Origin of the sequence: Pseudomonas sp. S30_BP2TU TE3576 (genome assembly GCF_050436025.1) — a bacterium.
Lineage (GTDB): Bacteria > Pseudomonadota > Gammaproteobacteria > Pseudomonadales > Pseudomonadaceae > Aquipseudomonas.
This window is the reverse complement of sequence record NZ_JBNDLK010000001.1, coordinates 5,455,207-5,469,354: the sequence shown is the minus strand read 5'-3', so window position 1 is coordinate 5,469,354 and position 14,148 is coordinate 5,455,207. Positions and strand designations below refer to the sequence as shown.

Genomic DNA, 14,148 nt, shown 5'->3' with positions numbered 1-14,148 from the left:
TCTCCTTAACGAGTGTGAGGGGTGAATCAAACCGGAAGTTGGTTCATGCGATCCGCCAGTCGCGCCACACGTTCGCCCAGGTGCGCGGCGGTGCAGCGATCCTCGGGCGGCGGGGCATCGTCGGGGGATTGCTCGACATTCGACTGGGCCATGGCGCCCAGTGAGCTGCCCAATCGGTTCAGTTGTCCGTTGAACGCGCCAGTACTGGAACGCGCCGGCAGCAGGTCAAGGCCGACCCAGATCATCGAGTGTTGGGCGGCGAACACCGCCATCTGCAGCAAGGTGTTGAGCTTGTCGCCGCACAGGCAGCCGGAATTGGTGAAGCCGGCCGCAAGCTTGTCGCGCCAGGGCTGAGCCAGGTAGAACGCCGCCGTGGCCTCCATAAAGCCCTTGAAGGCCGCAGAGGCACTGCCCATATAGGTCGGCGCGCCAAAGATGATGGCGTCGGCGTTGTGCAGCCGCGCCCAGTGCTCGTCCACTTCCTCGACCGGAATCAACTGGCAGGTGCTGCCCAGGTGCCGTTCCACGCCCGCGGCCACGGCTTCGGCCATGACCCGGGTGTGCCCGTAGCCACTGTGATAGACCACCACCACGTTGCTCATTGCTCTGTCCTTGCGATGGGTTGAATTCCCTTGCAGGAGCCAGCTTGCTCCTACGGGAAAAGAGTTTTGTGCGCAGACCGGGCGCGCGACGAGTTAAACGTTGTTAATTTTCCATGGTGCGCAAAAAGCCCCGGCAAGCCCTGTCCATCTGTCGCGCCCAATGTTCTCGGGACCCACAGCCACTGGCCGATACGCTACAGTCAACGCCTGCACCCGACAGTCACCCGGGCGGTGCATTGCGCTACGTAAAAAACCTGAGGAATATGCTCGAAAACCGCGAACTAGACGGATGCAGCAGGAGCGACTCGTTGACCCTTTCCCCCGAACAGGCTGTGCATTTCGGCCCCTACCGGGTCTACCCCGGACAACGCCTGGTGATGGAGGCCAACCAGCCCTTGCGCCTGGGCCGGCGCGCCATGGATATCCTGTTGATCCTGCTGGAACACGCCGGCAACGTGGTCAGCAAGCAACAATTGATCGCCCGGGTCTGGCCCAACAGCGTGGTCGAAGACATTAACCTGCGGGTGCACATGGCGGCGTTGCGCAAGGCGCTCGGCGACGGTCAGGCCGGCCAGCGCTACATCGTCACTGTGGCCCAGCGCGGATACAGCTTCGTTGCACCGCACTCACTGGAACAGGCCGGGCAACCACCGGCACCGGCGACCGCTGCACCGAGCCGGCATAACCTGCCGGTGCGCCACACGCGCATGATCGGCCGGCAGACGCTGGTCGATCGTCTGATGGTGCAACTGCCACGCCAGCGCTTCATCACGCTCGTCGGTCCCGGAGGCATCGGCAAAACCACCGTGGCCTTGCGGGTCGCCGAACAAATGATCGGTCGCTACCCGGACGGCATTCGCCTGCTGGACCTGGCCCCGATCAACTGCCCGCTGATGATCAACGGCCACCTGGCAACGTTGCTCGAACTGGCCCTGCACGACGACGACCCAACGGACTGCCTCGCAACCTTCCTGCGCGACAGGCAAATGCTGCTGGTCATCGACAACTGCGAACACCTGGTCGACGCCATTGCCCAGCTCTGCGAAAACATTCTGCGCAGTGCGCCGCACGTGCACATTCTCGCCACCAGCCGCGAGACCCTGCGGGCCGAAGGGGAGTTCGTCCAGCGTCTGGAATCACTCGACTGCCCGCCGCCCATCGCCGTCCTCGACCACGCCCAGGCCATGACCTTTTCCGCCCTGCAACTGTTCGTTGAACGGGCCATGGCCAGCCACGACAGCTTTGAACTGACGGAGGGTGAACTGCCGCTGCTGATAGAGATCTGCCACCGGCTGGATGGCATCCCGCTGGCCATCGAACTGGCAGCGGCGCAAGTCGGCCACTTCGGATTGCACGGCTTGCTGGCGCAGTTGCAAAGCAGCTTCCGGGTGCTGACTCAGCCCGGCCAGGCGCCCCTGGCACGCCATCAGACCCTGCGCGCGACACTGGACTGGAGCTTCGAACTGCTCAATGCCTGCGAAAAGACCTGCCTGCGCCGACTGAGTGTATTCCGCGGCGGCTTCACCCTGGAGTCGGCAGCGGCAGTGATTGTCGGCGAACACATCGAACCTCGCGAAGTATTCGGCTCGATCACCCAACTGGTCGCCAAGTCCCTGTTGAATGTGGAGGTGGGCGACGAAGACGTGTACTACCGCCTGCTCGACACCACCCGCCGTTACGCCCTGGAAAAACTCACACAAACCACCGACCTGCCAGGCACGCGGGAACGGCATGCCGAGCGCTGCCTGGCGCTGATGCAACAGGCGCAGGACGACTGGGAGAAAACGACGACCGGCCTGTGGCTCGAACGCTATGGTCGAGCCCTGGATGATATCCGCGCCGCCCTCGACTGGGGTTTGCACGCGCAAGGGCCGCAGGCACTGGCGATACGCCTGGCCGCGACGTCCACTCCCCTGTGGCAGGAACTGTCACTGCTCAAGGAACACGGCGGTTATGTGCGCAAGGCGCTGGCCTTGCTCGACCAGTCACCCGAGCCTTGCCCGCGTTTGCAGATGGCCCTCACGCTGGCCCTGGGCAGCGCCTGTTATCACGTGCAGGGCGGTACCGCCGAAGCCGTTGGAGCCTTTGTCAGCGCTGGAGCCCTGGCTCGACAGTGCAACGATGTAGCCGGTCAATTGCGGGCGATTTCCGGGCACCTGGCAGTCAACCTCAGCTGCGGTCATTATCAAATGGCCCTGGAACAGAGTCGGCAGTTCGATCAACTGGGGCTGCATGACGACGCCCTGATGTCACTGAGCATGCACCGATTGCGGGTGCTGGCCCTGCATTTTTCCGGCGATCAGTTACAGGCGCGGGAAGATGCCGAGCAAGTGCTGCAACGCATGGCCCACAGCGGTTACCTCAACCGCTTCACTCACGGCTTTGGCGTGCAGTACGACCAGAGCGTCGCGGCACTGACCATTCAGGCGCGCATCCTCTGGTTGCAGGGCCAACCGGAACAAGCCTGGCGCACAGCCCGGCAGGCGCTGGACATAGCGTTGCAGATCAACCACGGCACATCAATCTGCTACACCCTGGCGCTCTCCGGCTGCCTGATCGCTTACTACAACGGCGACACCCGCAGCGCCCGCGAACTCCTGCGGCTGCTGCTGGAACAGGCGCAGAAACACTCGGTTCAACTGTTCTATCACTGGGCGCAACACTACGCGCAGGTGATCGGCGGCACCCAGGTCCCGCCCGCCAGGCAGCGAAGTGTCGGGTTAATCAAAGACATCATGGTCACGCTGGACTCGACCTGCGTCGATGACGCCTTGCTCGAACGCGCAGAAAACGGTGCGTCAGGCTGGAGCACGGCGGAGATTCTGCGCGCCAGGGCCCAGACGCTGCTGGCAATGGATTGTCCGGCCAAAACCGCAACGGCAGAAACCGTGTTGCTCAGGGCTCTCAACGTGGCCAGGGCTCAGGGTGCGCTCGCCTGGGAATTGCGCAGCGCCACCTCGCTGGCGCAACTGTGGCAACATCAGGGCCGCCACCGACAGGCACATGGATTGTTGGCACCGATCTACCAGCGCTTCACCGAAGGTTTTGCCACGCCTGACCTGATGACGGTCCGCCGCTTACTTGGTGAGTTGCAATGCCACCTGCCGGCCTGAAGTCCAGCGTGTCTGACTGATGTAGCCGGCATAACGCATTTCAAGGGCGCGCAAATCACCACTGAGTTCGAGTTTTTCCAGCGCATAGGTGCGGGTGGTATTGAGGAAGCGATAACGGGTCACTGCGCCGCCCTGCTCCAGGGACAGTAGCGACTTGAGTGCCAGGCTTTCCATCACCTTGACCAGCCTGGCGGGAGGTAACCTGTCGCAGCTGATAACGCCAATCGCTGCGTCCTGGGTAAAAGCCATTTTGAACACGGCCAGACGCTGCAACACGGTTTGCTCCACGGCAGTCAAGCGTTCGTAGCTCCAGTCCAGCGCAGCTTTGAGCGTCTGATGCCGGGGAGCGGCTGTGCGGCGGCCCTGGGTCAGCAGCTGAAAACAGTTATCGAGTTGCGCCTGCAACCCCACCAGCGCCAACGCATCGATTTGCGCCGCGGCCAGTTCAATCGCCAATGGCAGGCCGTCGAGGCGCCGGCAGATTTCGCGCACGGTCTTGAGGTCTTGCTCGCGCAAGGTGAACCCTTGCTGACGGGCTCGGGCACGGTTGACGAACAACTGCACCGCCGAATAGCCCATGACCTCGGCGACACTGCACAGTCCTGACGCCGGCGGCACCGCCAGCGGTGGCAGGCGCAATACGGTTTCGCCCGTCGCCTTGAGCGGCTCGCGGCTGGTGGCGAGAATCGACAGCCGCGGCATCGAATGCAGCAGTGTCTCGACCAACGTCTGGCAGCGTTCGAGCAGGTGCTCGCAATTGTCCAGCACCAACAAGGCATGTCGCTGCGCCAGCGCGTCCAATGTGGTGCCGATCTTCAATTCGAGGGTTCGTGTGAGGTGATCGGTCACTTGCGCCGGATCATCGATCACCGCCAGGTCCACCAGCCACACGCCGTGCCGATAGTGCTGCAACAACAGTTCGGCCACGTGCAGCGCCACAGTGGTCTTGCCGATCCCGCAAGGCCCGACCACGGTCATGAATCGCCGCACCGGCAACTGCCGCACCAGGCTGCCGACAACAGCATCGCGCCCGGTGATCGGCGTGAGCCGCGCCGGCAGGTTGTGCAGGGGCTTGTGTACGGTCTCGCTCGGGAACGATACGGGCTCCGGCGAATGCTGCACCGGGGCGACAAAACTGTAGCCGCGCTGGGGAATGTTGACGATGTAACACTGGCCGTTCTGCCCGTCGCCCAAGGCACGACGCAGGGCGGCGATGTGCACCCGCAGGTTGATCTCCTCGACCACCGAGCGCGGCCAGACCTGCGCAATCAACTCCTCCTTGCTGACCACCGAGCCCGCGTGCTCGACCAATACCTGCAACACATCAAGGGCGCGGCCGCCCAGACGCAGCGGTCGATCGCCCTCCAACACCAGTCGCTGACTGAGGTGGAAGGCATAGGGACCAAATCTCAACACCACTTCGCTGCTTACATCTCTGAGGCTGTTCATGCGCTGTCACCCGCTGGAAGCCTGGCTCGGTACGCGAGTCCATCCCAGGCCCCGCACCTTCCTTGCAATGAGTTCACTGGTATCTTGGCAGGCCTCGGTGACGGTACAACTGCCGCGGGGGGAGCGTCACGGCCATTGCGGTGCGCACAACGGACACACGCGTTCTAGCTGAACTGCTCGCGGTATTGAGTCGGGGTCAGGCCAAGCTTTTCACTGAATAGAAAACGCATGTGCCGCACGCTGCCAAAGCCACTTTTGAATGCCACAGTCTTGAGCGGCAGCTCGGTGGTTTCCAGCAGGTTCCTGGCGCAATCGATGCGTGCGCTTTGCAGAAACTCCATCGGCGTCATGTTCACGTCCCGGGCGAATACCCTGGCGAAATGCCGCGGGCTCATGTTGGCCAGGCTCGCCATGCACTCAACGCTGTAGGGTTCATCGAGGTGTTCGAGCACATGGTTCTGCACACGGGTAATCGCGGTTTCCTGAGGCGCCACCGCCGCCATCAGCGGGCTGAACTGCGCCTGCCCGCCCTGACGTTTCATGACCACCAGCAACACCTTGGCCACGTCCTGGGCGACTTTTTTGCCATGGTCCTGTGCCACCACCGACAGCGCCAGGTCGATCCCGGCAGTCACCCCGCCGGAGGTGATCAGGTTGCGGTCCTGGACAAAGATCTGATCGGTCTCGACGGTCGCTTTCGGAAAGCCCCTGATCAATCGCTCGGTGTAGTGCCAGTGGGTGGTGACGCGATAGCCATCGAGCAAACCCGCATGCCCCAGCACGAACGCCCCGGTGCAGATCGAGCCATAAGCGGCGGACCGGCTGACGTTGTGCCTGAGCCAGTCGAGCAATGGCGGATGCCTTTCGTTGTAGGCTCCGGGGCCACCGGGCACCAGCAGCAAATCAAAACCTTCGCAAGCCTGATCGATGTGCCGGTCGGCGTGCACACTCACGCCATTGGATGCCCGCAGTGCGCCGGGCTCGGTGCCGATGGTCGTCAGCACATAATGATCGTCAGGTTTCAGATAACGATTGGCGATGGAAAATACTTCCATGGGTCCGGCCATGTCGAGCAGGAGAAAGTCGGGAAACAGCACCATTGCCACGGTTTTCATGGATTGCAATTCACTGGGATCAATAGGGTCGGCACACCAATCCTTGTGGGAGCGGGCTTGCTCGCGAAGGCAGTGTGTCATTCACCATCATGTAGCCTGACACGACGCCTTCGCGAGCAAGCCCGCTCCCACAGGATTCTTGCCGTGCATTATGGCTAAGTACGACGCAAAGGTCGGAAAAGAATAGCCGATTCGCGCGCACCAACTGTCAACTTTAAAGAGACAGTATTTCAGTTTTCATCTACTTATTGCATCTACGAGTAAACATTAACCTTCTCCTCAGTCGGACGAATTCACGTCCCCACAGGAGATTTCATCATGCTGACTCTTCGCAAAGCCTCGGATCGTGGCCTGGCCAATCACGGCTGGTTGAAGTCGTTCCATACCTTTTCCTTCGCCAACTATCGCAATCCAAAAGAGCAGGGTTTTTCTGACCTGTTGGTGATCAACGATGACCGCGTCGCCGCCGGTAAAGGCTTCGGCCAGCACCCGCACCGCGACATGGAGATTTTCTCCTACGTGCTTGAAGGGGCTCTGGAACACAAGGACACCCTGGGCACCGGTTCGGTGATCCGCCCCGGCGACGTACAGTTGATGAGCGCAGGCAGTGGCGTGGCCCACAGTGAGTTCAACCACTCCAGCACCCGGCCGGTGCACTTTCTGCAAATCTGGATCGTGCCCGATGTCAGCGGCGCCAAACCGCGCTATCAGCAAGAGCACTTCAGCCCCCAGAAGAAACGCGGGCGCCTGCAACTGATCATTTCGCCGGACGGCGCCAAGGGTTCGCTGAAGGTGCGCCAGGATGCGCGGGTCTATGCCGGCCTGATCGACGGCAAGGAAAGCGCCACCCTGGAACTCGCCGCCAACCGCTACGCCTATGTGCACGTGGCCCGGGGCAGCGTTGAACTCAACGGATTGTTGTTGCAGGAAGGCGACGGTGTGCGGGTCCGCGAAGAACAGGCGCTGACCTTGAGCAACGGTGCGGATGCCGAAGTATTGGTATTCGACCTGCGCCCACAGGAACTGCCGGAAATGCCATGATAAATCCCTGTGGGAGATTCTATGGTTGAAGGCAAGCTCCCATGAAGTGGCCGCGCAGGCGGTAGTTCAGGGTTCGCAGGACTCCTTAAGGGGGGCGACCCCTGCGCCCTGTTCCCCCTGATAACGGGCCCGATAGCGCCCCGGACTTTCCCCGGTCCACTTCTTGAACGCCCGATGGAAGGCGCTGGGTTCCTGGAAACCCAGTTGCTCGGCGATATCGCTGATGCTCGCGTCGCTCTGACGCAATTGCTCAAAGGCCACGCCCCGCCGTACTTCGTCCTTGATCTCCTGGTAGGAGCAACCTTCACGCTCCAGTTTGCGGCGGAAAGTGCTGGGGCTCAGGTGCTGCTCCAGGGCAAAGGCCTGCAACGTCGGCCACTCACTGTAATGACTGCCGCGCAAGCGCTGATGAACCTGTGATGCCAGGCCGTGCTGGTTACGGAAGCGGATCACCAGCCATTGCGGCGCGGTACGCAAAAACACTTTCAGCGACGCCAGATCCTGAACCACCGGCAAGCGCAGGTAGTGGCTGGCAAATTCGATTTCGGTGCGCTCGGCACCAAAGGTCAGGTTGGGCCCCCAGAGCAGGCGATCGTCGCCAAGCGACAAGCGCGCATGGCGAAAGTCCGCGCGGTCGATGGGAATGCGCCGGCCACCCAGCCAGCACAGCAGACTGATCATCAACACCAGAAAGGTTTCTTCACCAAACCGGCTGGCATCATTGTCTGTCGAACGGGTTTCCAGGCTGATAACCGCACGCTTGCCACGCACTGCCAGCGAACCGCGAAAGTCGCGCAGGAACAACCCGAAGTTGGCCAGGCACTGACGCATGGCCTTGTGCAAATCGGGCTCCTGAATCAAGGCCCGGCAAATCAGGGCGAAACTGCCCGGTGGCATGCCATGGGAATCGAGCCCGAAAAACTCATCGTCGAGCTCGCGGATCTGGATCAGCCACAACGCCGCAAACGCATTGGCCGGCACCCGCGCCGTGGGTTGTTGAATGACCGCAGGATCAATGCCCGCCTGTTCAAGCACTGCCGTCACGCGCTGCGGATCATCCTTCAGCCCATGGATCATTGCCTGTACGAAATAGGCGGCAACCGAGTCCTTTTCCCGCATTGGTACGCTTCTCTCTCATCACCCGAATGGCAAAAAACATCAGTGCCGTTGAACAGTTTTGGCATAGGACAACCGCCCTGCCGGCTCTAGACTCGCGGCAATAGTACGCCTTCGGCCGCACTCGCGGCCAAGGTATCGCAGGGTTTGATCGAAGGATGGGAACATGAATCTGCAAAACATCGGGGTAATCGGTGCGGGCACCATGGGCAACGGCATTGCACAAGTCTGCGCCATGGCCGGTTTCAACGTGACCTTGCTCGATATTTCCGAAAGCGCTTTGCAAAGAGCCGTCGCTACGGTCGGTAAAAACCTTGACCGGCAGATCGCCAAGGAAACCCTGACGCCGGAGCAGAAACAGGCCACCCTCGACAAAATCCGCACCAGCACCGATTACAGCAGCCTGCATAACGCGCAACTGGTCATCGAAGCGGCCACTGAAAATCTCGACCTGAAACTGCGTGTGCTGCAACAGATTGCCGCGCAGGTCAGCAGCGAATGCGTCATTGCCTCCAATACCTCGTCGCTGTCGATCACCCAGCTCGCCGCCAGTGTCAGCCAGCCTGAGCGCTTCATTGGCCTGCATTTTTTCAACCCGGTTCCGGTGATGGGCCTGATCGAAGTCATCCGCGGCCTGCAAACCAGTGAGGCGACCCACAAACTGGCGCTGGACATGGCGACCACCCTCGGCAAAACCGCGATCACCGCCGGTAACCGCCCGGGCTTCGTGGTCAACCGGATTCTGGTACCGATGATCAACGAAGCGATCCTGGTGTTCCAGGAAGGCCTGGCCAGCGCCGAAGACATCGATGCCGGCATGCGCCTGGGCTGCAATCAGCCGATCGGCCCATTGGCCCTGGCGGACCTGATTGGTCTGGATACATTGTTGTCGATCCTTGAAGCCTTCTATGACGGCTTCAACGACAGCAAATACCGCCCGGCACCACTGCTCAAGGAAATGGTCGCTGCCGGTTACCTGGGGCGCAAAACGGGGCGCGGCTTCCATGCCTATGCCTGAGCGTTGCTCGCGCTTTGCCGAGTACCGGGACAAGGTCCTGGAGCTGTTTGCCTGCAAGGGGTTCGGCCAGGTCGGCATGCGTGAGCTCGCAACGTGCCTGGGGCTCTCCCCAGGCTCGCTGTACCACCATTACCCCAGCAAACAGCATCTGCTGCTCGACCTGATCGAGGAGTTCTACGAGGAGCTGTTGGCTACCCTGGGGCGTATCCAGCAAAAAGCTCCGGGCAAGCGCGACAAACTCAACAGCCTGATCCGCGCCCATCTGAATCTGCATCGGGAGATGCCCTGGCATTTCCGACTGGTGGAGCGCGACAGCGGTTGCCTGAACGAAGAGCAACAGGCTCGGGTCCGGCAATTGCGCGAGCAATACGAACGCACACTACTGAAGATGCTGGGCGCGAAGTCCCGTTTCAGCGAGCAAGGCCTGCTGGCCGCCGGGCATGCCATTGGCGCGCTGCTCAACAGTGCGCCCAGCTGGCTGACGCCACATGTGCTGGACGAGCAGGAACGTGAAGAGCTGCTCGAGAGCATGGTCAGCGGCGCCATCGAACGTGTGCTTGCGCCACGGCGTGTGCCGGAGGCGATAAGCCTCGCGCGTCCTATCGAAAAAACATCTAAAGAAACACAAGCTTCGACAAAGATTTAGCGCTTTGCTTGTCGGCTCGACACAATCGGAATTCGCCGAAAAAACCGGCGTCCAAACCGATGTATGTACTCGAGCATCTGGAGCCGACCATGAAAATCAATCCCTACCTTATCTTCAACGGCGACTGCAAAACGGCCTTCACGTTCTACGCGCAGTGCCTGCAAGGCCAGATCGAAGCCATGTTGACCTTCGGCGAAACGCCGGCTGGTGAGCATTTCCCCAAAGATCTGCACAACCTGATCATCCATACCCGCCTGATCGTGGGCGATCAGGCGATCATGGGGTCGGACACCACACCGGATCGCCGCGTGGACAAAATGAGTGCCTGTTCGATTTCACTCAACGTCGACAGCATTGCCGAGGCCGAGCGGGTCTTTAATGCGCTGGCGGAGGGCGGCAGTGTGCAAATGCCCCTGGAAACCACGTTTTGGGCGGCGCGCTTTGGCATGCTGGTCGACCGTTTTGGTGTGTCGTGGATGGTTAACTGCGAAAAAGATCACTGAAAGACCTTTATCGATCGACAGTCTTCAAGGCACAAAAAAGCCCAACCTGAAAGGGTTGGGCGCTCTGGCAACTACCGGTCTGTCTGCTACCGTCAACCAGCCACATCCTCTATGCCGGCTTTTTCTGCGGACAAAAACAAAACCCCTACCTGCGTACGCAGATAGGGGTTTCGGAATTTAATCTTGACGATGACCTACTCTCACATGGGGAAACCCCACACTACCATCGGCGATGCATCGTTTCACTGCTGAGTTCGGGATGGGATCAGGTGGTTCCAATGCTCTATGGTCGTCAAGAAATTCGGGTACTGAGTCGTGACCGGCGGGCCTCGCTTCAGCAAATTGGGTAGGTGATAGTTTGGTGTTTTGTGAGCATCTCGAACTTTCGGTTCATTGCGTCTTCACACACCGCAATCTGGTCTCTTTCGTCTTTTCAACGAGGAGCATCAAATTGCTTGGGTGTTATATGGTCAAGCCTCACGGGCAATTAGTATTGGTTAGCTCAACGCCTCACAGCGCTTACACACCCAACCTATCAACGTCGTAGTCTTCGACGGCCCTTCAGGGAACTCAAGGTTCCAGTGAGATCTCATCTTGAGGCAAGTTTCCCGCTTAGATGCTTTCAGCGGTTATCTTTCCCGAACATAGCTACCCGGCAATGCCACTGGCGTGACAACCGGAACACCAGAGGTTCGTCCACTCCGGTCCTCTCGTACTAGGAGCAGCCCCTCTCAAATCTCAAACGTCCACGGCAGATAGGGACCGAACTGTCTCACGACGTTCTAAACCCAGCTCGCGTACCACTTTAAATGGCGAACAGCCATACCCTTGGGACCGGCTTCAGCCCCAGGATGTGATGAGCCGACATCGAGGTGCCAAACACCGCCGTCGATATGAACTCTTGGGCGGTATCAGCCTGTTATCCCCGGAGTACCTTTTATCCGTTGAGCGATGGCCCTTCCATACAGAACCACCGGATCACTAAGACCTACTTTCGTACCTGCTCGACGTGTCTGTCTCGCAGTCAAGCGCGCTTTTGCCTTTATACTCTACGACCGATTTCCGACCGGTCTGAGCGCACCTTCGTACTCCTCCGTTACTCTTTAGGAGGAGACCGCCCCAGTCAAACTACCCACCATACACTGTCCTCGATCCGGATAACGGACCTGAGTTAGAACCTCAAAGTTGCCAGGGTGGTATTTCAAGGATGGCTCCACGCGAACTGGCGTCCACGCTTCAAAGCCTCCCACCTATCCTACACAAGCAAATTCAAAGTCCAGTGCAAAGCTATAGTAAAGGTTCACGGGGTCTTTCCGTCTAGCCGCGGATACACTGCATCTTCACAGCGATTTCAATTTCACTGAGTCTCGGGTGGAGACAGCGCCGCCATCGTTACGCCATTCGTGCAGGTCGGAACTTACCCGACAAGGAATTTCGCTACCTTAGGACCGTTATAGTTACGGCCGCCGTTTACCGGGGCTTCGATCAAGAGCTTCGCGTTAGCTAACCCCATCAATTAACCTTCCGGCACCGGGCAGGCGTCACACCCTATACGTCCACTTTCGTGTTTGCAGAGTGCTGTGTTTTTAATAAACAGTCGCAGCGGCCTGGTATCTTCGACCGGCGTGGGCTTACGCAGTAAATGCTTCACCCTCACCGGCGCACCTTCTCCCGAAGTTACGGTGCCATTTTGCCTAGTTCCTTCACCCGAGTTCTCTCAAGCGCCTTGGTATTCTCTACCCAACCACCTGTGTCGGTTTGGGGTACGGTTCCTGGTTACCTGAAGCTTAGAAGCTTTTCTTGGAAGCATGGCATCAACCACTTCGTCACCCAAAGGGTAACTCGTCATCAGCTCTCGGCCTTAGAATCCCGGATTTACCTAAGATTCCAGCCTACCACCTTAAACTTGGACAACCAACGCCAAGCTGGCCTAGCCTTCTCCGTCCCTCCATCGCAATAACCAGAAGTACAGGAATATTAACCTGTTTTCCATCGACTACGCTTTTCAGCCTCGCCTTAGGGACCGACTAACCCTGCGTCGATTAACGTTGCGCAGGAAACCTTGGTCTTTCGGCGTGGGTGTTTTTCACACCCATTGTCGTTACTCATGTCAGCATTCGCACTTCTGATACCTCCAGCAAGCTTCTCAACTCACCTTCACAGGCTTACAGAACGCTCCTCTACCGCATCATCCGAAGATGATACCCGTAGCTTCGGTGTATGGTTTGAGCCCCGTTACATCTTCCGCGCAGGCCGACTCGACTAGTGAGCTATTACGCTTTCTTTAAAGGGTGGCTGCTTCTAAGCCAACCTCCTAGCTGTCTAAGCCTTCCCACATCGTTTCCCACTTAACCATAACTTTGGGACCTTAGCTGACGGTCTGGGTTGTTTCCCTTTTCACGACGGACGTTAGCACCCGCCGTGTGTCTCCCATGCTCGGCACTTGTAGGTATTCGGAGTTTGCATCGGTTTGGTAAGTCGGGATGACCCCCTAGCCGAAACAGTGCTCTACCCCCTACAGTGATACATGAGGCGCTACCTAAATAGCTTTCGAGGAGAACCAGCTATCTCCGAGCTTGATTAGCCTTTCACTCCGATCCACAGGTCATCCGCTAACTTTTCAACGGTAGTCGGTTCGGTCCTCCAGTCAGTGTTACCTAACCTTCAACCTGCCCATGGATAGATCGCCCGGTTTCGGGTCTATTCCCAGCGACTAGACGCCCTATTAAGACTCGCTTTCGCTACGCCTCCCCTATTCGGTTAAGCTCGCCACTGAAAATAAGTCGCTGACCCATTATACAAAAGGTACGCAGTCACCCAACAAAGTGGGCTCCCACTGCTTGTACGCATACGGTTTCAGGATCTATTTCACTCCCCTCTCCGGGGTTCTTTTCGCCTTTCCCTCACGGTACTAGTTCACTATCGGTCAGTCAGTAGTATTTAGCCTTGGAGGATGGTCCCCCCATATTCAGACAAAGTTTCTCGTGCTCCGTCCTACTCGATTTCATGACCAAGAGATTTTCGCGTACAGGGCTATCACCCACTATGGCCGCACTTTCCAGAGCGTTCCGCTAATCTCAAAGCCACTTAAGGGCTAGTCCCCGTTCGCTCGCCACTACTAAGGGAATCTCGGTTGATTTCTTTTCCTCAGGGTACTTAGATGTTTCAGTTCCCCTGGTTCGCCTCTTGCACCTATGTATTCAGTACAAGATAACCATCTTATGATGGCTGGGTTCCCCCATTCAGACATCTCCGGATCAAAGTCTGTTTGCCGACTCCCCGAAGCTTTTCGCAGGCTACCACGTCTTTCATCGCCTCTGACTGCCAAGGCATCCACCGTATGCGCTTCTTCACTTGACCATATAACCCCAAGCAATCTGGTTATACTGTGAAGACGACATTCGCCGAAAATTCGATTGTGCTCTAAAGAGCAACTCACAAATTTTACCTTAGCCTGATCCGTTACCAGTGAAAGTAACGTTCAGTCTATCTTTCTATCACATACCCAAATTTTTAAAGAACGAACTAGTCAAAGACTAGAAATC

The 14,148-nt window shown here is 58.6% G+C and carries 9 protein-coding genes and 2 rRNA genes; 5 read left to right on the top strand and 6 right to left on the bottom strand.

Features of this window, described 5'->3' with window-relative positions; genetic code table 11:
- Nucleotides 1–26: 26 nt before the first annotated feature.
- Entirely contained in the window at nt 27–602 is a 576-nt protein-coding gene (locus ABIA48_RS25010) for a flavodoxin family protein (RefSeq protein WP_007992923.1), read from the bottom strand.
- A gap of 308 nt (nt 603–910) precedes the next feature.
- Here ABIA48_RS25010 and ABIA48_RS25005 point away from each other — a divergent pair, with 308 nt between their 5' ends.
- Entirely contained in the window at nt 911–3,715 is a 2,805-nt protein-coding gene (locus ABIA48_RS25005) for an ATP-binding protein (protein ID WP_429492076.1), read from the top strand.
- Here the strand turns inward: ABIA48_RS25005 and ABIA48_RS25000 are convergent.
- Nucleotides 3,680–5,164, bottom strand: coding sequence for an ATP-binding protein (locus ABIA48_RS25000; protein ID WP_429492075.1), 1,485 nt, complete (start codon nt 5,162–5,164; stop codon nt 3,680–3,682). The genes ABIA48_RS25005 and ABIA48_RS25000 overlap by 36 nt on opposite strands.
- Before the next feature lie 164 nt (nt 5,165–5,328).
- On the bottom strand, nt 5,329–6,279 hold the full coding sequence (locus ABIA48_RS24995) for a GlxA family transcriptional regulator (protein ID WP_429492074.1): 951 nt from the start codon (nt 6,277–6,279) through the stop codon (nt 5,329–5,331).
- A 318-nt stretch (nt 6,280–6,597) separates the two neighbouring features.
- Between ABIA48_RS24995 and ABIA48_RS24990 the strand changes: the two genes are divergently transcribed.
- Nucleotides 6,598–7,320 (top strand): pirin family protein, encoded by a 723-nt coding sequence (locus tag ABIA48_RS24990; RefSeq protein WP_429492073.1) that lies wholly within the window; start codon nt 6,598–6,600, stop codon nt 7,318–7,320.
- Nucleotides 7,321–7,386: 66 nt separating this feature from the next.
- On the opposite strand, the gene ABIA48_RS24985 is transcribed toward ABIA48_RS24990, so the two are convergent.
- Nucleotides 7,387–8,439 carry an AraC family transcriptional regulator gene (locus ABIA48_RS24985; RefSeq protein ID WP_429492072.1) on the bottom strand — a complete coding sequence of 351 codons (1,053 nt, stop codon included), beginning with the start codon at nt 8,437–8,439 and terminating at the stop codon, nt 7,387–7,389.
- A gap of 163 nt (nt 8,440–8,602) precedes the next feature.
- Here ABIA48_RS24985 and ABIA48_RS24980 point away from each other — a divergent pair, with 163 nt between their 5' ends.
- The 3 genes from ABIA48_RS24980 to ABIA48_RS24970 all read left to right on the top strand — a co-directional run bounded on the left by ABIA48_RS24980 (nt 8,603) and on the right by ABIA48_RS24970 (nt 10,603).
- Nucleotides 8,603–9,454, top strand: a complete 852-nt coding sequence (locus ABIA48_RS24980; RefSeq protein ID WP_429492071.1) for a 3-hydroxybutyryl-CoA dehydrogenase — start codon at nt 8,603–8,605, stop codon at nt 9,452–9,454.
- Entirely contained in the window at nt 9,441–10,100 is a 660-nt protein-coding gene (locus tag ABIA48_RS24975) for a TetR/AcrR family transcriptional regulator (RefSeq protein WP_429492070.1), read from the top strand. The genes ABIA48_RS24980 and ABIA48_RS24975 overlap by 14 nt, the downstream gene beginning before the upstream one ends.
- Before the next feature lie 89 nt (nt 10,101–10,189).
- On the top strand, nt 10,190–10,603 hold the full coding sequence (locus tag ABIA48_RS24970) for a VOC family protein (RefSeq protein ID WP_429492069.1): 414 nt from the start codon (nt 10,190–10,192) through the stop codon (nt 10,601–10,603).
- A gap of 181 nt (nt 10,604–10,784) precedes the next feature.
- On the opposite strand, the gene rrf is transcribed toward ABIA48_RS24970, so the two are convergent.
- Nucleotides 10,785–10,900 (bottom strand): 5S ribosomal RNA (gene rrf, locus ABIA48_RS24965).
- Nucleotides 10,901–11,069: 169 nt separating this feature from the next.
- Nucleotides 11,070–13,963: ribosomal RNA gene (locus ABIA48_RS24960) — 23S ribosomal RNA — on the bottom strand.
- Nucleotides 13,964–14,148 lie beyond the last annotated feature (185 nt).

Bases quoted from the DNA above. Each gene is read 5' to 3' on its own strand.
- ABIA48_RS24990 (WP_429492073.1), top strand. From the start codon at position 6,598: ATGCTGACTCTTCGCAAAGCCTCGGATCGTGGCCTGGCCAATCACGGC.
- ABIA48_RS25000 (WP_429492075.1), bottom strand. From the start codon at position 5,164: ATGAACAGCCTCAGAGATGTAAGCAGCGAAGTGGTGTTGAGATTTGGT.
- ABIA48_RS24985 (WP_429492072.1), bottom strand. From the start codon at position 8,439: ATGCGGGAAAAGGACTCGGTTGCCGCCTATTTCGTACAGGCAATGATC.
- ABIA48_RS24995 (WP_429492074.1), bottom strand. From the start codon at position 6,279: ATGAAAACCGTGGCAATGGTGCTGTTTCCCGACTTTCTCCTGCTCGAC.
- ABIA48_RS24980 (WP_429492071.1), top strand. From the start codon at position 8,603: ATGAATCTGCAAAACATCGGGGTAATCGGTGCGGGCACCATGGGCAAC.
- ABIA48_RS25010 (WP_007992923.1), bottom strand. From the start codon at position 602: ATGAGCAACGTGGTGGTGGTCTATCACAGTGGCTACGGGCACACCCGG.
- ABIA48_RS24970 (WP_429492069.1), top strand. From the start codon at position 10,190: ATGAAAATCAATCCCTACCTTATCTTCAACGGCGACTGCAAAACGGCC.
- ABIA48_RS24975 (WP_429492070.1), top strand. From the start codon at position 9,441: ATGCCTATGCCTGAGCGTTGCTCGCGCTTTGCCGAGTACCGGGACAAG.